Here is a 17,931-nt window from a genome sequence, read left to right as displayed (position 1 = left end):
TGACGTTTTTTTGGTGATTATGCTTTTATATTTACGACAATAGGACAGTGATCGGAGTGCTTTACTTCTTGTAAAATGGAAGCGCCTAACACGCGATCTTTCATTGGTTCTGCGACCATATTGTAGTCAATCCTCCATCCTTTATTGTTATTTCTGGCATTTGCACGATAGGTCCACCAGCTGTATTGGTGTGGTTCACTGTTAAACATACGGAAACTATCAAGAAAACCATGCTCGACAAATTTGTCAACCCACGCCCGTTCTTCTGGTAAAAATCCAGAAACTTTGGCATTGCGAATTGGATCGTGAATATCAATGGCTTTGTGACAAATATTGTAGTCTCCACAAATGATTAAGTTGGGAATTTCCTTTTTTAGGTTGGAAATATAGGTAAAAAAATCATCCATATACTGGTATTTGAAATCCAAGCGATCGATGTTTGAGGCAGAGGGCAAGTACAAAGACATGACAGAGAAGGTATCAAAATCTACGCGTAGGTTCCTTCCTTCAAAATCCATGTAGTCAATTCCTGTTCCATAGGTAATGTGGTTGGGTTTTTCCTTGCAAAAGATGGCTACACCACTATAGCCTGCTTTCTGAGCCGAAAAGTAGTATTGATACGGATAGCCTGCTAATGTAATTTCATCCGTCGGAACTTGATCTTCTTTGGCTTTGGTTTCCTGTAAGCAAATGATGTCAGCGTTTTCTTCCTGCATCCATTCTAAGAGCCCTTTTTTAATTGCTGCTCGAATCCCATTTACATTATAGGAGATGATTTTTTTCATTTTGCTTGTGTTTTTGTATGAAAATCAAAAATAGAAAAAATAAACATGCTGAGCCTTCAAAAGGAAAAGCAAGATGCATTTTTAATTTTTAATTAGCATTCTTTGACTGTTGAAATGGAAACAGGGAAGCTTGTTACTTGTCTAATTGTAGTTTTTCTGTAGACGGCGTTAAAAAAGATAAAAAATTGAAAAAGAGAATGCAGGGAGATTAAAGCAGAATAAATAATTATTACAGCATATATCTTTTTTTTAATCAGTTATTTAGCTCAATATCTTTAACAATGCTTGAGATATGCAGTCAAGGTTGATAAAATAAAATAGATTACCTAAAGATTTTAGTATATTTGTCTTACTTAAATTTTCAAATTGATGGGGTTAGTAACAGCGAAGGAAGTAGCGAAAGCGATTAACGTGGACAAGTATGGTATCTTGGGTACTTTTACGGGGTGGTTGCTTATGAAAACGCTTAAGGTTACCACATTAAATAAGATTTACGACAGAAATAAGCATTTAGAAGAGTTAGAATTCTTAAATGCAATATTGGAAGAGTTCCAAATTGAATTTCAGATCGATCCAGAAGAATTAAAACGATTGCCTAAAAAGGGACCTTATATTACAATTTCAAACCATCCTTTGGGCGGAATTGATGGGATTTTATTACTGAAATTGATGTTAGAGCATGATCCTAAATTTAAGATTATTGCCAATTTTTTATTACATCGCATTGAGCCGTTGAAACCGTATATTATGCCGGTTAACCCTTTTGAGAATAATAAAGATGTAAAATCAAGTGTATTAGGACTGAAGGAAACGCTAAGACATTTAAGTGATGGCAAACCTCTAGGGATTTTTCCAGCGGGAGAAGTGTCGACCTATAAGGATGATCGTTTGGTTGTGGATAAACCATGGGAAGAGGGCGCAATTAAGCTAATTAAAAAAGCAAATGTACCCGTTGTACCTATTTATTTTCATGCGAAGAATAGCAAGTTGTTTTACTTTTTATCGCAGATTAACCCAACATTGCGTACCGCAAAGTTACCTTCGGAGTTGTTAACGCAAAAAGATCGTGTAATAAAAATACGAATTGGGCGACCAATATCTGTTGAAGAGCAAAATGAACATTATGATTTAAGCGATTATGGTAATTTTTTGCGCTTTAAAACCTATTTGTTATCTAATGCGTATAAAGATGAGGACTCCCGTAAATGGATTAAAGTTTCGTCTTTTAATTTTAAATTTCCAAAGATGGTAAAGGACATTGTCCCTCCACAGCCCCTTGATAGAATCAAACAAGAAATCGAAGTTTTACGAGAGAAAGACTTCCGATTGCTGCAAAGCAAAAATTACGAAGTTTTTTTGTGTAAGGCAGATTTGATTCCTACGATATTATTAGAACTTGGTCGATTGAGAGAGGTTACCTTCCGTGAAGTTGGAGAAGGAACGAATAATGAATTAGATCTAGATCAATACGATCAGTATTATCACCATATGTTCTTATGGGATAGTGAAGCGGAGCAAATCTGCGGGGCTTATCGCATGGGATTAGGATCAGAGATATATAAAAAATACGGGATTAATGGATTTTACTTGAATGAATTGTTTCGTTTTGAATCGGAATTGTATCCGATGATGGCGCAATCAATAGAAATGGGACGAGCATTTATTGTTAAAGAATACCAACAAAAACCCATGCCGTTGTTTTTACTCTGGAAGGGTATTGTACATACCACCTTGCGTTTCCCTGAACATCAATACTTAATTGGCGGGGTAAGCATTAGCAATCAATTCTCTGATTTCTCTAAATCTTTGATGATTGAATTCATGCGTTCGCATTACTTTGATCCTTTTATTGCCCAATACGTTACTCCTAAAATGGAGTATAAGGTCAACTTAAAGGATGCAGATAAAGATTTGATTTTTAATGAAACGGAATCAGATTTAAATAAGTTTGATAAGATTATTGAAGATGTGGAACCTGCAAAACTGCGTGTACCCGTATTAATCAAGAAGTACATCAAACAAAATGCAAAAGTGATTGCTTTTAATGTTGATCCTTTATTCAACAACGCAATCGATGGTTTGATGTATATCAAAATTGCCGATTTGCCCGAAAGTACAGTGAAACCAGTTATGGAAGAGTTTGAAGCTGAACTCGAACGAAAAATACAAGAAGAAGCAAATAAATACAACTAGAAAAAACATACAAAAAAGGGGTCTATCTAATCATGAGGGTACTGAAAAAGTTCCTTTTGACAAAATAAGCTCTTAATAAGAGGTAAACTATATAGCGAATTGCTTTTATAGTTTACCTCTTTCTATTTATCTTTATTTTTTAAACTAATTCTGTTCCCTATGTTAGCTTCTCAGCAGTCTTTGCCCCTCAGTTCATACTCCGGTTTATATGATCTTATCATTCCAAAAGATAATATCTTACGCAAGATTAATGATTTAATAGACTTCTTTTCGTACATGATGAGCTTATTACTAAGTATTGCTTAGATAATGGTCGCACAGCTGAGTCTCCTATAAAACTTTTTAAGTATCTACTTTTAAAAAGCATTTATGACATCTCGGATGTTGCCGTTGTAGAACGTTCTCGGTTTGATATGTCATTTAAATACTTTTTAGGCATGGCTCCTGAGGAAGATGTCATCAATGCTAGTACCTTAACTAAGTTTAGAAAACTAAGGTTATCGGATAGTGATTTATTAAAACTACTTATAGGGGAAACAGTTCGCTTAGCTATTAGCAAAGAAATTATAAAATCCAAAGCAATTATAGTAGATGCTACTCACAGTGCTAGTAGATCTAATCCCTTCTCAGCTATAGAAGCTTTAAAGATGCGCAGTAGACAATTACGTAAAGTTTTATATGATATCGATGAGAAGATCAAGAAAAGCTTGCCAAATAAAAATGAGAATAGTGATTTAGAAGATGAGTTGGTTTATAGTAAAGCACTCATAGAGTTCTTAAAAAATAGTGGCTTACTTGGTTACCCAAAAGTAATGGAAAAATTTGAAATGCTTGTAGAGACTCTTGAAGATATTCAAGAGCGTTATACTTTATCTAAAGATAGAGATGCTCGTACAGGACATAAATCATCCGATACAAAGTTCTTCGGTTTTAAAACTCACATTGCCATGAGTAAAGAGCGTATTATTACTAGTGCTATAGTTACTTCAGGAGAAAAAGCAGATGGCCCGTTGTTGCAAAATTTAATCGAAGAAAGTATTGATAATGGCATGCCCGTAGATACAGTAATAGGAGATAGAGCGTACTCTGGTAAGGATAATTTACAATACGCTAAAAGCAATAATATTAAGATAGTAGCTAGCTAAACTAAGTAGTATAATAAGCGAAGGAACAAGAAAAAAAGAGGATAATTTTGATTACAATAAAGATGCGGATATGTATGTGTGTCCTGCAGGTCATCTAGCTATTAGAAAAGCCAGACAAGGAAAAAAGAACATTGGAGAGAATCAGGCAATAACCTATTACTTTGATATAGAAAAATGCAAAGTATGTCCTTTTAAACAGGGCTGTTATAAACCAGGAGCTAAAGCAAAAACATATTCCCTAACATTAAAAAGTAATACCCATTTAGAACAATTAGAATTCCAAAATTCCGAAGAATTTAAACAAGAAGCCAAGCATCGATATAAGATAGAGGCTAAAAATAGTGAGTTGAAAAATGCACGTGGATATGCAAGAGCAGACTCCTACGGACTTTCTTGTATGCAAATGCAAGGAGCTATTACCATTTTTACAGTAAATATTAAAAGAATACTCAAATTAATGGACAAATAGGAATATAAAAGACCTGCTTTGTAAAAAGTAACTAAAAATCTTAATATAGTTTGTTTTAAGAAAATTATTATTTGCCGATAAAATAAATAACGCTTGAAAAAGGAGTCTTTAAATACCTTTACAAGCGTTATTTTTTTGTTGTAAAAAGATCCAGTTTGTATGATCTGGCTACTTTTTCAGTACCCTCTCTAATCATAGGTCTCTTTTTTTTATGCGCATCTAGGATAAAAATAGTTGTACTTTTTAGTGTACTTGCTCATATGGGGGTATTATGCCATTCTATTTGTTTAAATTAGGGGTAATTGTCTTTTTTTAATAAGTTGTTTAGTTTTATTTATGTTAATGTTTTTTTAATTCAAAAAAACGTATATTTTTACAAGGTCAAAATAAATAGAGAAACAATGTTGAAAAAAATTAAGTATACGCTAGTTTGTGCTGTTCTGGCCATGGGAGCTTTAGCATGTAGTTCGGATGATAATTTAGATAATCTTCCTATTGATACAAGTGGCGAGTATAAAGTCATTGTTTCAGTTACCACAGATGCAAGTATTAAAGAAGTTGAGGTTACTAAAACCAAGGGAAAAGAAATTGCAAAGGAGTTGAACAAAGAGTTCGATGGCAATAGAGAGTGGTCGAAATTGTATAAAAAAGCAAATGACGAAGTTGTCGAAGTATTGGCAACAGGAGATAGTGATGCGGCTGATGCTAAAATTGTAATTAAAATTATGAAAGGTTCTTCTGTTATTAAAGAAGAAGTATCTAAAGGATTGGAACTCAAAGTAAAGGTTATATTTTAAAAACCAAGGAAAAGAATATTTTCTGCGGTGTATTTTGTGTTTTGAATGTTACTTGTTTTTAATTTACGCTACTTTTTGCACTTAATTATGGTTTTGTGAATAAAAAGTGCGCTAATTTTTGTATAATTCAAAAAAACATATACTTTTGAGTTGTTAAATAAAAGTAAAATATGTTTGTAAAAGTTAAATTATTTTTGGTGTGCGCTTTAGTTGCACTAGGTGCTTCTGCTTGTAGCTCTGATGATAGTACTACTTCATCAACTAAGAAAGGAACTGGCTATAGAGTTTCAAATGAGGATTATGTGGTTGAGGTAAAGGGAACTAAAAACGTTGACTTACAGCGTATAGAAGTGTCACTTATTGAAGGCAAAGATATTACTACATTTGTGAAAGATAGCTTTGGTGGAAAACGAGAATGGACAAAAGAGTTTAAAAAGACAGTAAAGCAAAAAATTACTGTTGCTGTTAATGCTGAAGGACCTGAAGAAGAGGTCTCTGTTGTTACCATTCGGGTAAAAAAGGATAAAAATATTATTAAAGATATTGAATTTAAGGGAGAGAAAATTTACGGAGAGGTTGTTTTTTAATTCAAAATTCGCTGTATAATAGCGTCGGAGAATAAGGAATAGAGATGGGCTATAGATTATAGCCTATGTTCTGTGGTTTAATCGCCTGTTTTTTTAACAGTCTAGTATTTAAAATGTTTAGTTAAACTTTTGAATAAGACAAAAAAAAGTCTATTTTTGAATTGTTAAATAAAAGTAAAAATGATGTTCAGAAAAGTTAAGTTTATAGTAATCGCTGCATTTATTGCTTTAGGATTATCAGCTTGTAGTTCAGATGATGGAAACCCAGTTCTTAAATTAGATAAGAATGTGTATAACGTGTTAATCGAAATTACGGAAGATGTTGATATGGATGAGATCGTTTCTTTTTACTACGATGGTGTTCATGTACAAGAAGAAAAGATTTATGAAAAACCGATTCCTGTTGTCATAGATGAAGATGAAGAAGGGGAGCAAGAGGAAGAGGAAGAAGATAAAATAACAGAATGGACGAGATCTTATACATTAACTGCTGTTGAACACGTGAGTATTGAAGCCTTCGGTAAAAGTACTAGTTCAGGTGCGAAGTTGAGTATCGTTGTAACAGATAAAAATGATTTTGTTGTTCAAGAGAAAAAAGTAGAAGGTAAGGACTTATATGTAGCTGTTAAGTTTTAGTAAATTAATCTAACCATATTAATAGTAGACCAAATGTTGGGAAAAATCAAATTTATAGTACTAGCTTTATTGCTAACTAGCATGTCTAGTTGTAGTTCAGATAATGATTATAAACCAGAGATACTTCCCGAAGGGAAAGAATATTTGGTTACTGTTACTGTTTCAGAAGATGCTTCAATTCACAAAGTAATGGCTGTGATTTATGAAGGAGAAGCTGCAAAGAATGAAGTAATAAGCGATTTAAATGAGACTACATGGTCCAAAATATATCGCAAAGCCGATACGGAAAATTTTAGTTTTACAACGCAAGGCTTAGGCCAAACAGACGCTTCAAAGATTGAAATTGAAGTTACTTTAGAAGGTAAGGTTGTTGGAGAAGCTGTTGCATTAGGAAAATCGTTAACCGCCACTGTAGTGATTCATGCTGAAAATGAACCTAAAAAAGATAAAATAAAAAAAGGCACCTTGTAAGGCGCCTTTTTTTATGCTATATCGTCTTTTACGACTTGTTTTTTGATTTTATCAATAATTATCTGAGCTAATTTTTCTTTGCTTTCAAAAGTCCAACCTGCAATATGAGGGGAGAGTACTACTTTTTCGGACTGAATTAGGTATTGCATTGGTTCAGGTAAGGCTTCACCCGCAAACATATGTTCAAAAGAAGATTTTTCATATTCTAAGACATCTAATGCGGCACCTCGTATTTTGCCACTTGCTAAAGCTGCAACTAGATCAGCTGTTTGAACGGATTTTCCTCTTGCTGTATTGATTAACCAGAAGGGCTTGGTCATTTGCTCAATAAAATGCTGGTCGATCAGGTGAATAGTTTCGGGTGTTTGCGGAATATGTAAACTGACAATATCGGCTCGTTCTTGTAATTCAGCTAAAGAAACTTGTTTCGCATAAGCATTGGTTAAGTTATCTTTAATATCGTGAAAAATGACTTCGCAATCAAAGCCTTGTAGACGTTTGGCGAATGCGTTTCCCATATGTCCATATCCAATGATTCCCACTGTTTTTCCTTCTATTTCATAGCCTCTATTGCCTTCGCGAATCCAAATGCCTTGTCGAACTTCTTGATCAACTAGATTCAATTTGTTGAATAAGGACAATAACATTCCTAATGCATGTTCTCCAACCGCTGTTTGATTGCCTTCAGGTGCGGCGATTAAGGCAATGCCCTGTGCAGTTGCAAAGTCACAATCAATATTTTCTAAGCCTGCTCCAACGCGTCCAATGAACTTGAGCTGAGTAGCCGCTGCTAAAAAAGAAGAGTCGAGTTTAAATCGACTGCGAATGATGATGCCTTCATATTCGTGAATCGTTTTTAGAATTTCTTCTTTACTAGAGGTGTAATCTTCGATATTGGTATATCCCATTTGGGCTAATTGCTCCAGCATCAAGGGATGGTTGCTGTCTAGATGTAATACTTTTTTTACTGCCATCATATTAAATTTAGAAACCGAGAATCACTTTGGCAATAGAGAAGTAAATCAAAATACCAAAAATATCATTACTAGTTGTTATAAAAGGACCTGTGGCCAAGGCCGGATCAACTCCGTATTTATTCAGTAAAATAGGTACAAACGTACCAATTAAGCTAGCGATAATAATAACACTAATTAGCGCAATGGATACAGTTATGCCGATAATATAATCTACTCCCAATAAAACGTGACTACCAATCATTAGTAGAATAGCTAGCAAAAATCCATTTAATAGGCTCAAGGATACCTCTTTGCCTAAACGTTTCCAGATGGAGCCTGAAATGGTGTTGTTAGCCAACCCTTGTACAATGATAGCAGAGGATTGAACCCCTACATTTCCAGCCATTGCCGCAATAAGAGGGGTAAAGAAGAACAGAACGCCAAATTTTTCCATGGCATCCTCAAAGCTACGGGATACATTCACAGCAACAAAACCACCAATCATGGCTAAAATTAACCAGGGCAAACGAGCCTTAGTCAAGGTTAAGATACTGTCGTTGGTATCTACGTCTTGTGAAATACCAGCGGCTAATTGATAATCTTTATCTGCTTCTTCTTTGATGACATCGACAATATCGTCAATGGTGATTCGACCTACCAATCGCCCCATTTCATCTACGACAGGAATGGCTTCTAAATCGTATTTTTGCATGATACGCGCTACTTCTGTATCCTCTGTGTCTACTTTTACATAGTCCACTTTGGGGATATAAACGTCACTAATATGCGTGGTCGTAGAAGAGGTAAGTAAATCTTTAAGCGATAGACGTCCTTTTAATCGGCCTTCATCATCAACCACATAAATGGAATGTACGCGAGATACATGTTCCGCCTGTTTGCGCATTTCCTTTACACAGGTGAGAATTGACCAGTTTTCATTAACAGAAACAAATTCTTTGGCCATTAATCCTCCTGCGGTGTCCTCATCATAGCGCAATAACTCTACAATGTCCTTGGCGTGCTCTAAATCCTCCAGCTCTAAAAGAACTTCTTCTTTTCGTTTTTCGGATAATTCGGCGATGATATCCGCTGCATCATCGGTATCTAATTCGTCTAGCTCTTCCGCAATCTCTTTAGGAGAAAGACTTTTTAAAATCTTTTCTCGTAAATCTTCATCTAAATTTAGTAATATCTCTGCAGTAACTTCACTATCTAATATATCGAAGATATAAATGGCTTCTTCCGTGTGAAGCTCATTCATAATCTCTGCAATATCCACGGCGTGAATATCCTCGAGAAACGCTAATAGTTCAGCTTCCTTACCGCTAGCGATAAGTTCTTCGATTTGTAAGATAGCTTCATCACTGATTTTGAACTCCATGTACTTCTATTTTTTTTGTAAGATCAATAAATTCTTCCACACCTAATTGTTCTGGACGCAGGTTAAAAATCGTCTCTTCTCGAATGTCATCGGGTAAACCAAAGCTTTTTAAACTATTTCTCAACGTCTTTCGTCTTTGATTGAAGGCTGTTTTTACCACAGTAAAGAATAGTTTTTCATTGCAAGGCAAGCTGTAATTTTCCCTTCGTCTCATGCGCATCACGCCTGATTTTACCTTCGGTGGTGGGTTAAATACGTGCTCTGAAACGGTAAATAAATACTCCGTCTCGTAAAAAGCTTGAGTAAGTACGGATAGAATGCCATAGGTTTTACTTCCCTTTTTTTCACAGATACGCTCTGCTACTTCCTTTTGGAACATCCCTGAAAATTCAGGAATAAAATCGCGAAGCTCGAGTACGCGAAATACAATTTGCGTGGAGATATTATACGGAAAGTTTCCGATAACAGCAAACGGTTCTTGGTTGAAGGCTTGTACGATATTAAACTTTAGAAAATCTTGGGCAAAAATATGACCGTGTAATTTGGAGTAATACTGGTGTAAGTAGTCTACCGATTCCGTGTCAATTTCGACTACAAAGGTTTCAATAGGTTTATCCAAAACGTATTTGGTTAATACGCCCATTCCAGGACCAATCTCTAATACTTTTTTATAACCTTCTAAGGTTAGCGTATCAGCGATTCGCTTGGCTACACTTTCATCCGTTAAAAAGTGCTGCCCGAGGTGTTTTTTTGCTCTAACTTTATCCATTCCTGTTTCGTTTAGTATTCGCTTATAAGCGCAAGTTCTGTTTTGAAAGTAAGCATTTTATCGCCAAATTTTTTTCGCGATTCCATTTCAAAGTAGTCGTGCTCTTCGTTGTAAAACTGTTGTAAAAGCGCTGCATTAGCCGTTTCAAATTGAATAGAATAGGTGATTCCCCCCATCTCTTCGTCTACTAGGACTTTAACCATTCGAGCTTTATCAAACTTTTTGGTGTTTAAAATACCAGGGATGTAGAATTCATTGGTCCAAGCCATCCAGGCATCATGTACACTTTCGTGTATGTTTATTGTGATATTGTAAATAATCATAGGTTCTAATTTGGATTGTGCAAAGATAAAAAAAGCACCAAATGTCTTTTTAGGATTTGGTGCTTTTCATATACTTATACGTGTAGTGTAAAATTAATCAATAATATCAAATCCTGTGTACGGTCGTAAGACCTCAGGTATCACAATTCCTTCAGGTGTTTGATAATTTTCTAAAATACCAGCTAATACACGAGGTAAAGCTAGTGAACTACCATTTAAGGTATGTGCTAGTTGACTTTTTCCTGTTTTATCTTTAAAACGCAATTTCAAGCGATTCGCTTGAAATGTCTCAAAGTTAGAAACTGAACTAATTTCCAACCAACGGTCTTGTGCTGTTGAAAATACTTCAAAATCATACGTTAAAGCAGAAGTAAATCCCATATCTCCTCCACATAATCTCAAAATGCGATACGGTAATTTTAATTCGTGTAATAATTCTTGTACATGCTCTACCATGCCGTCTAAAGCTTCATAAGAACGATCGGGATGCTCAATGCGTACAATTTCCACTTTGTCAAATTGATGTAAGCGGTTTAATCCTCTTACGTGTGCACCATAAGACCCAGCTTCTCTACGGAAACAAGGCGTATAACCCGTACAAAGAATTGGAAAATCACTCTCTTGCAAGAGAACATCTCTAAACATATTGGTGATTGGCACCTCTGCCGTTGGGATTAAGTACAAATCATCTACTCCGATGTGGTACATTTGCCCTTCTTTATCCGGTAATTGACCCGTTCCAAAACCAGAAGCTTCATTGATTACGTGTGGCACTTGGTATTCTTTGTAACCAGCGGCTGTATTTTTGTCTAAGAAATACGAAATTAAGGCACGTTGTAAACGAGCCCCTTTTCCTTTATATACTGGAAACCCTGCTCCTGTAATTTTGTTTCCTAGCTCAAAATCGATTAAATCGTATTTTTTTGCCAATTCCCAGTGTGGTAAAGCTCCTTCATGTAACGTTGGAATTTCCCCGTGTTGATGCACCGTAATATTGTCATCTGCATCTTTTCCTGCAGGAACAATATCCGTTGGTACGTTTGGAAGGGTATATAATTTCTCTGTAAGCTCAGCAGAAACTTGATTTAACTGTTCGGTTAACTCTTTGCTTTGCTCGCGTAAATTTGATGTCTTTTCTTTGATGAGTTCGGCTTTCGCTTTTTCTCCACTCTTCATTAACTCGCCAATGCTTTTGGATAGCTTGTTGGATTCTGCTAAGACATTGTCTAATTCAACTTGTGTTGCTCTTCTTTTTTCATCCAAAGCAAGCACTTCGCTTAGCACTTCCGTAACATCAAGATTTCTTTTGGCCAAGCCTTTAATCACTTGTTCTTGATTCTCTCTAATAAAAGCTATCTGTAACATAGTATAAAAAATAATTTAAGTAACAAAGTTAGAAAATACTTTTTTATTATTGCCCTTTTTGTTGTATTTCATTGTGATTCTTCGATATAAAAAACGATTGTATCAACTAGGAAAACACTTTCCTTGTTTTTCTGGAACAATTTTCCTTTAAATATGTCAGACATCGCCAGTTTTACCTGTTTAAATTTTTGAATAAGAATGCGCTTACTGCGTTAAATTTGTTGAATAAATGAGAAAGGAAATAAGCGATAGACTGCCAAATAATAATAGTTTGATAAAAATAGTAGTTAGTTCAACTAAAATTTTATTTTTGCTTATTATTCAGATCTGAAACGAAATTAGTACAATGGAAATATTGATTAAAATTTCTCAATTTTTATTGAGTTTATCCTTTTTGATTATTCTACACGAGCTTGGACACTTTATACCAGCTAAATTATTTAAAACCCGTGTAGAAAAATTCTACCTCTTCTTTGATGTAAAGTTCTCTTTGTTTAAGAAAAAAATTGGCGATACGGTATACGGTATTGGTTGGTTGCCTTTAGGAGGATATGTGAAAATATCGGGTATGGTGGATGAGAGTATGGATACAGAACAATTAAAAAGTGAGCCTCAACCTTGGGAATTTCGTTCCAAACCAGCCTGGCAGCGTTTAATTATTATGTTAGGTGGAGTTACGGTAAACTTTATCTTGGCTTTTGTAATTTATATCGGGATGACTTATGCGTATGGTGATTTGTATATCTCGAATAAAGACATGGATCATGGAGTTTGGGTACAATCGCCTATTTTACAAGAGGCGGGAATGAAAAATGGAGATAAAATCATAGCTGTTGATGGGAAAGAAATCGAACGTTTTAATGATGTAGGCTATGAAGTTATGATGGGGCATCAGGTAGAAATTGAACGCAATGGAGTGCGAGAACAAATTGATTTACCTGTTAATCTATTAGGCCAATTGAGTGATGGAGCTAAAAAAGAAGGTTGGATTTCCCTGCGTATTCCTTTTATTATTGTTGGTTTTTCTGAAGATGTAAAAGATACAAATGCTACAGAAGTATTTCAAGCGAAAGATATTATTAAAAGCATTAATGGTATGGAAACCCCCTTTATTGATCAAGTACGACCAGCAATTGTGGGATTGAAAGGACAAACGGTACCAGTGGTAGTGGATCGCGATGGAAAAGAAGTTACGGTACAGCTACAGATTAATGGAGAGGGAGTAGCAGGTATTGCACCAGCACCGGGGTTATCAATAGAAACCATCAAGCAAATGGGCTTGTATAACATTAGTCAAGTAAAATATTCCTTAGGAGAATCGTTTTCTGTGGGTATTACCAAAGGAACAGAAAAAATAGGCGGCTATTTTCAACAGTTGAAAAAAATAGTAAAACCTGAAACGGGAGCTTATAAAGGAGTAGGTGGATTTAAAGCAATCTACGATATCTTCCCTTCGGTTTGGAGTTGGGAGTATTTCTGGAATATTACAGCTTTGTTGTCTATTATGCTAGGAGTAATGAACTTGTTGCCAATTCCTGCTTTAGATGGAGGGCATGTAATGTTCTTGCTCTATGAAATGATTACGGGAAGAAAACCAAGCGATAAGTTTTTAGAAAACGCCCAAATGGTTGGATTCTTTATTCTAATCGGATTGTTATTATTTGCTAATGGGAACGATATTTACAAGGCGATTTTCAAGTAAATAAAAAATAAAGCGAATGTATTTGCAGAAATAAAAAATGATGTTATATTTGCACTGCATTTAAGGTAAAGATACCTTCCTCCTTAGCTCAGTTGGTTAGAGCATCTGACTGTTAATCAGAGGGTCCTTGGTTCGAGCCCAAGAGGGGGAGCAAAAAAAGCCTGACAAGAAATTGTCAGGCTTTTTTGTTTCTAGATTTTATGACGTATTAGAAACATAAAAAAACCTGCCGTAGGCAGGTTTTTATTTGGATGAGACATTAGTCTATAATAGCAAAATCTTTTGTTGTATTTGCGTGAGCATCTTGTACGTTTAAAACGTTGCCATCTTTGTCTCTAATTACAACAATAGCTCTTAAGTTGCCTACTTCAGCATCTTTATATGTAGTGGAGAAGCGTTCAGCAATAAAGATATTTCCTTTTTTCGATTGAGAAGAAGGAATTTTAATTCCCGTAATTGCAGGTGTAGCTGCTTTTAATACTGCATGATGACGGTAGTTAGGTCCAATTCCTGCTTGGGAGTGTAATATGTCGTCCTCAACGATGTAATAATCCATACTTAAGTTCTCGAAATCTTCAGAAAATGCAATTTCAGCTTCTGCAAATCCTGAAGTTGCTGCTAGTCCAGAGTTAATCTTGATTCCTATTGGAGAAGTTTTTTGAACTAGTTTCATAGGTTTGTCTTGTTCATCTGATGTATTCCATTTATTCTTATCCCATACCAATTGTCCATTGATGATAATATAAGGAGCCCAACGACTACCTATATCACCAGTTAATTTCTCGTTGTAATAATCAAATAGAGGGTGTACAAAACTTGTAATTGTAAATTTATCGTACCCTGGAATACTGATGTGAATCCCAACAACTACTAGACTCGAATAATCTACTGAATGACCATTTCCGTTGTAAGTATGATTCTCTAATTTTTCAAGGGCTCGGATGGCAAGTGAACAGGGGCCACATTGTACACCTGTGAAATCTTCAATTAACACGCGGTGTTGATATTTTAAATCTCCAATTTCAACCTCTGGAACTTCGTCTTTAAATACTTTAATTGATACAGTATTACTGTCTTTAAATCCTGTTTTTTTTGCTGTTACCGCATAGGTACCTTCTGTAGTGAAGGTATATGGATTTTCTGTTATGGCTACGCCATCAACATAAAGCTCTGCATCTGCTAAAGTGTTTCCATCTCCAGTGACTTTGAATAGTACCGCTGTGTTCTCTAATATTCTTGTTTCTCCTTCTGCTTGTAAGATTAACGGTTTTTCTTCTTGTTCTTTTTCGCCATCACCTTTCTTTTTACCACCATCGTCACTACTACAGCTGGAAACCGTAATTAGTAATAGGAAGGCAGCTCCTAACACTTTCGTAAAAGTGGCTAATTTGTTCTGTTTCATAAAATAATTTGTTAAAGTTGTTTGTGTAAAAATATATATAAATTTCGGTTAATTAAAAGTTAAATGTATGTTTTTTTTCCTATTTTTGGAGCTTACAACTAAAACTAAAAAATTATGAAAGTGTTTTATGCATTTATTCTACTGTTTGTTTTCTCTGTTGCTACAGCGCAAAAAAGCGATTTACCTGCAGTAACGTTAGCTGATTTAGATGGGAAAAAGATTGAATTTTCTTCTTTGGCTAATGAAGATAAACCAGTTATTGTGAGTTTTTGGGCTACTTGGTGCGGGCCTTGCCTAAAGGAATTAGCAGCTATTCACGATGTCTATAGTGATTGGCAAGAAGAAACAGGCGTAAAATTAATTGCAGTATCTATTGACGATGCTAAATCAGTGAAGCGAGTAAAGCCTTTGGTTAATGGAAAAGGCTGGGAATATACGGTGTTACTAGATACAAATCATGATTTGAAAAGAGCAATGAATGTGGCTAATGTGCCGTTTACCGCTGTGGTTTATAAAGGTAAAATTGTATATAAACACACGAGCTATACCCCTGGGGTTGAAAAGGAATTAATTAAGCAGGTTAAAGCCGCAATGAAATAAAAGATGAAAAAGATATTTTTTACACTATGTGGATTACTCCTTTTTGTGGGTGCTAAGGCACAGGTACGTGTTGGTTTTGAAAATAATTCACAATGGTATGTGGATGATAAGAAGATAAAGATTGATGAATTAGAAGCTAAGGATCGTTTTCGTTCAAATTCATATCTAAAAGCAGATTACGATTGGAAGAATTGGAGTTTTGGTGCGCAAATTGAAGGATATGAACCGAAAGCAATCTTAAATTATTCCCCTGAATATAAGGGATTTGATATTGGGGCTATCTATGCTAGGTACAATAATAGAGAATTAGGGTTGGATGTAACTGCTGGTCATTTTTATGATCAGTTTGGCAGTGGATTGCTATTTCGCGCTTGGGAAGACCGACAAATTGGAATTAACAATGCTATTTTTGGACTCAATGTTAAATACACAATTTTAGATCATATTAATCTTACCGTATTAGGAGGTAAGCAACGCATCGGAATGGGGTTTGATTTGTCAGATTCGTATGTTTTCGGAGGAAATGCTGAAATTGATGTTGCGGAATTTTTGAAATTTGAAGAACTTGGGCTTCGTGCAGGTATTAGTTACCTCGGAAAAGTCGAAAAGGATAAAAAGTACCCCGTAGAAATCGAAAAGAATTTGAGAAAAATGCAAAATGCATTCTCAGGCCGTTTAGGTTTTGATTATAAAAATTTTTATGGTGAAGTTGAATATGTGTTTAAGGAGAAAGATGTATTAGTAGATGGAGGTATTAATGAGAATGTTGAACAAGCAGGAAATGCCTTGTTGTTCAATGGAGGATATTCTACTAAGGGTACTAGCTTTAGCTTCAATTTGAGAAGATTGGAAAACATGGCATTTTATTCGGATAGAGAGTTGACAGCTAACGTTTATACTAGAGGTGTATTGAATTATGTACCCGCTTTGACCAAACAATATGATTATTCTTTACAGAATATTTATGTGTATCAAGCCCAATACTTATTAAGTGCTTTTGATACTCAAGAGAAAATTGGAGAAATTGGCGGTCAATTCGACTTTTATCACAGTTTTGAAAAAGGATCAACATTTGGTGGAAAATACGGAACGAATGTGGTAATCAATGGGTCATATTGGGCTGGATTAAAACCTGATCCGAGAGTATACGAGGATGATAGTGAAAAAGTTAAAACAGGATTTCTAGATTTTGGAGATAAATACTATCATGATTTTGGTATTGAAGTTCGTAAAAAATGGAGTAATAATTGGTCCTCTATTTTTATGTACTTAAATCAGTATTACAACCAACGTGCATTAGAAAGCTTGTTTGAATCAGTAAAAACGAATATTGTAAGTGCTGAGGCTACTTATCAATTTATGGGAGATAAGTCTGTGCGTTTAGAGGCGCAACATTTATGGACGAAGGAAGATAAGAAAAACTGGATGGCTGGAACATTAGAATTTGCCTATAATTCTAATTGGTCCGTTTTTGTAAGTGATATGTACAATTATGGAAATGATATCGAAAAAGAAGATGAAGATGGAAATATTACCAAAGACCGTATTCATTATTATAATGTAGGGGCTAGCTTTACAAAAGGAACTACACGTATTTCTGCTAGCTATGGTAGGCAGCGTGGCGGTTTATTATGCGTAGGCGGTATTTGTCGCTATGTATCAGAAGCTGCAGGATTGACCTTCGGAATTACAACATCATTTTAAAATTTTAGGATTTTAGAATTATTATTTTGTTTTTGTATAGAGAGGAGCGCGAAAGTGCTCCTTTTTTTGTTGTTTGGCTTTTGTTGTTCGCGCGGTTTGCTCTTAGTTGGTATTTGTCTAAGTAAAATTATTTCTTCCTTATATATAGGTAGGGGCACATTGCCATGTGCCCGTACGAGCGCATGGCTATGTTCGCTTTGCTTGGATCTATTTTTAAAAGATGATGTTCTTATATAGGAGGGCTCCTTGCGGGATATCTTTTTTAAAAGATAATTTTCTATTAAGGGTGCACATTGCCATGTGCCCGTACAGATAAAAGGGAAGTATAGGCCATTTTTTTGATTGGCGTATGGGCACATGGCCGATGGGCCCTTTGTTTAGATGTATCTATTATAAAGGAATAACCAACAAAAAAGCAAAAAAACAAAAGAGCCATTCTCGCCAATCCTCACCCAACCTCACCAATTTCTCCAATTTCTCCAAAAAAAACTTTCCACCCTAAGACGCATCATAATAACGAGTTGCGGTTTTAATCAAAAATACTTTGTAAAAAAGGTTTAAAATAATTTGGAAGTGGCTAAAAAGGTACTACTTTTGCATCCGCATTAAACAAGCAGACGTTCATAGAAAAGCAGAAGAAAAAGAC

The 17,931-nt window shown here is 35.3% G+C and carries 15 protein-coding genes, 1 tRNA gene and 1 pseudogene; 10 read left to right on the top strand and 7 right to left on the bottom strand.

The window, feature by feature from the left end; translation table 11 throughout:
- Positions 1 to 17: 17 nt before the first annotated feature.
- The gene (locus ACLJX0_RS05350) at positions 18 to 785 is read right to left on the bottom strand and encodes an exodeoxyribonuclease III (protein ID WP_410879045.1); all 768 of its coding nucleotides are present in this window, start codon (positions 783 to 785) and stop codon (positions 18 to 20) included.
- A 369-nt stretch (positions 786 to 1,154) separates the two neighbouring features.
- On the opposite strand from ACLJX0_RS05350, the gene ACLJX0_RS05345 reads away from it, so the two are divergent.
- The 6 genes and pseudogenes from ACLJX0_RS05345 (at position 1,155) to ACLJX0_RS05320 (ending at position 7,083) form a co-directional block, all read left to right on the top strand.
- A complete protein-coding gene (locus tag ACLJX0_RS05345; protein ID WP_410879044.1) occupies positions 1,155 to 2,978 on the top strand; it encodes a GNAT family N-acyltransferase in 1,824 nt (607 codons plus the stop codon).
- Positions 2,979 to 3,137: 159 nt separating this feature from the next.
- A pseudogene (locus ACLJX0_RS05340) lies at positions 3,138 to 4,592 on the top strand (IS1182 family transposase).
- Positions 4,593 to 4,993: 401 nt separating this feature from the next.
- Positions 4,994 to 5,389: a hypothetical protein gene (locus ACLJX0_RS05335; RefSeq protein ID WP_410879043.1), complete on the top strand. Its 396-nt coding sequence runs from the start codon at positions 4,994 to 4,996 to the stop codon at positions 5,387 to 5,389.
- Positions 5,390 to 5,559: 170 nt separating this feature from the next.
- Positions 5,560 to 5,976, top strand: coding sequence for a hypothetical protein (locus ACLJX0_RS05330; protein WP_410879042.1), 417 nt, complete (start codon positions 5,560 to 5,562; stop codon positions 5,974 to 5,976).
- Positions 5,977 to 6,156: 180 nt separating this feature from the next.
- Entirely contained in the window at positions 6,157 to 6,612 is a 456-nt protein-coding gene (locus ACLJX0_RS05325; RefSeq protein WP_410879041.1) for a hypothetical protein, read from the top strand.
- 33 nt (positions 6,613 to 6,645) lie between these two features.
- Positions 6,646 to 7,083: a hypothetical protein gene (locus ACLJX0_RS05320; RefSeq protein WP_410879040.1), complete on the top strand. Its 438-nt coding sequence runs from the start codon at positions 6,646 to 6,648 to the stop codon at positions 7,081 to 7,083.
- Between the two features lie 11 nt (positions 7,084 to 7,094).
- On the opposite strand, the gene ACLJX0_RS05315 is transcribed toward ACLJX0_RS05320, so the two are convergent.
- From ACLJX0_RS05315 to serS, 5 genes are all read right to left on the bottom strand, one after another.
- A complete protein-coding gene (locus ACLJX0_RS05315; protein WP_410879239.1) occupies positions 7,095 to 8,057 on the bottom strand; it encodes a 2-hydroxyacid dehydrogenase in 963 nt (320 codons plus the stop codon).
- Between the two features lie 10 nt (positions 8,058 to 8,067).
- Positions 8,068 to 9,420 (bottom strand): magnesium transporter, encoded by a 1,353-nt coding sequence (gene mgtE, locus ACLJX0_RS05310; protein WP_410879039.1) that lies wholly within the window; start codon positions 9,418 to 9,420, stop codon positions 8,068 to 8,070.
- On the bottom strand, positions 9,401 to 10,189 hold the full coding sequence (rsmA, locus tag ACLJX0_RS05305) for a 16S rRNA (adenine(1518)-N(6)/adenine(1519)-N(6))-dimethyltransferase RsmA (RefSeq protein WP_410879038.1): 789 nt from the start codon (positions 10,187 to 10,189) through the stop codon (positions 9,401 to 9,403). Before rsmA ends, mgtE begins: the two co-directional genes overlap by 20 nt.
- Positions 10,190 to 10,200: 11 nt before the next feature.
- Positions 10,201 to 10,512: a DUF4286 family protein gene (locus tag ACLJX0_RS05300; protein WP_410879037.1), complete on the bottom strand. Its 312-nt coding sequence runs from the start codon at positions 10,510 to 10,512 to the stop codon at positions 10,201 to 10,203.
- A 93-nt stretch (positions 10,513 to 10,605) separates the two neighbouring features.
- Positions 10,606 to 11,877: a serine--tRNA ligase gene (serS, locus tag ACLJX0_RS05295; RefSeq protein ID WP_410879036.1), complete on the bottom strand. Its 1,272-nt coding sequence runs from the start codon at positions 11,875 to 11,877 to the stop codon at positions 10,606 to 10,608.
- A 346-nt stretch (positions 11,878 to 12,223) separates the two neighbouring features.
- On the opposite strand from serS, the gene rseP reads away from it, so the two are divergent.
- Together rseP and ACLJX0_RS05285 are read left to right on the top strand one after the other, a co-directional pair.
- Positions 12,224 to 13,579, top strand: a complete 1,356-nt coding sequence (gene rseP, locus ACLJX0_RS05290) for an RIP metalloprotease RseP (RefSeq protein WP_410879035.1) — start codon at positions 12,224 to 12,226, stop codon at positions 13,577 to 13,579.
- Positions 13,580 to 13,656: 77 nt separating this feature from the next.
- Positions 13,657 to 13,730 (top strand) — tRNA-Asn (locus tag ACLJX0_RS05285).
- 108 nt (positions 13,731 to 13,838) lie between these two features.
- Here the strand turns inward: ACLJX0_RS05285 and ACLJX0_RS05280 are convergent.
- Positions 13,839 to 14,981 carry an Omp28-related outer membrane protein gene (locus ACLJX0_RS05280; protein WP_410879034.1) on the bottom strand — a complete coding sequence of 381 codons (1,143 nt, stop codon included), beginning with the start codon at positions 14,979 to 14,981 and terminating at the stop codon, positions 13,839 to 13,841.
- Positions 14,982 to 15,095: 114 nt separating this feature from the next.
- Here ACLJX0_RS05280 and ACLJX0_RS05275 point away from each other — a divergent pair, with 114 nt between their 5' ends.
- Positions 15,096 to 15,581: a TlpA family protein disulfide reductase gene (locus ACLJX0_RS05275; protein ID WP_410879033.1), complete on the top strand. Its 486-nt coding sequence runs from the start codon at positions 15,096 to 15,098 to the stop codon at positions 15,579 to 15,581.
- 3 nt (positions 15,582 to 15,584) lie between these two features.
- Complete coding sequence (locus ACLJX0_RS05270; protein ID WP_410879032.1) at positions 15,585 to 17,285, top strand: DUF6029 family protein; 1,701 nt, start codon at positions 15,585 to 15,587, stop codon at positions 17,283 to 17,285.
- Positions 17,286 to 17,931 lie beyond the last annotated feature (646 nt).

The organism is Myroides sp. DW712, assembly GCF_046557355.1.
Lineage (GTDB): Bacteria > Bacteroidota > Bacteroidia > Flavobacteriales > Flavobacteriaceae > Flavobacterium.
This window is presented reverse-complemented; position numbering and strand designations above follow the sequence as displayed.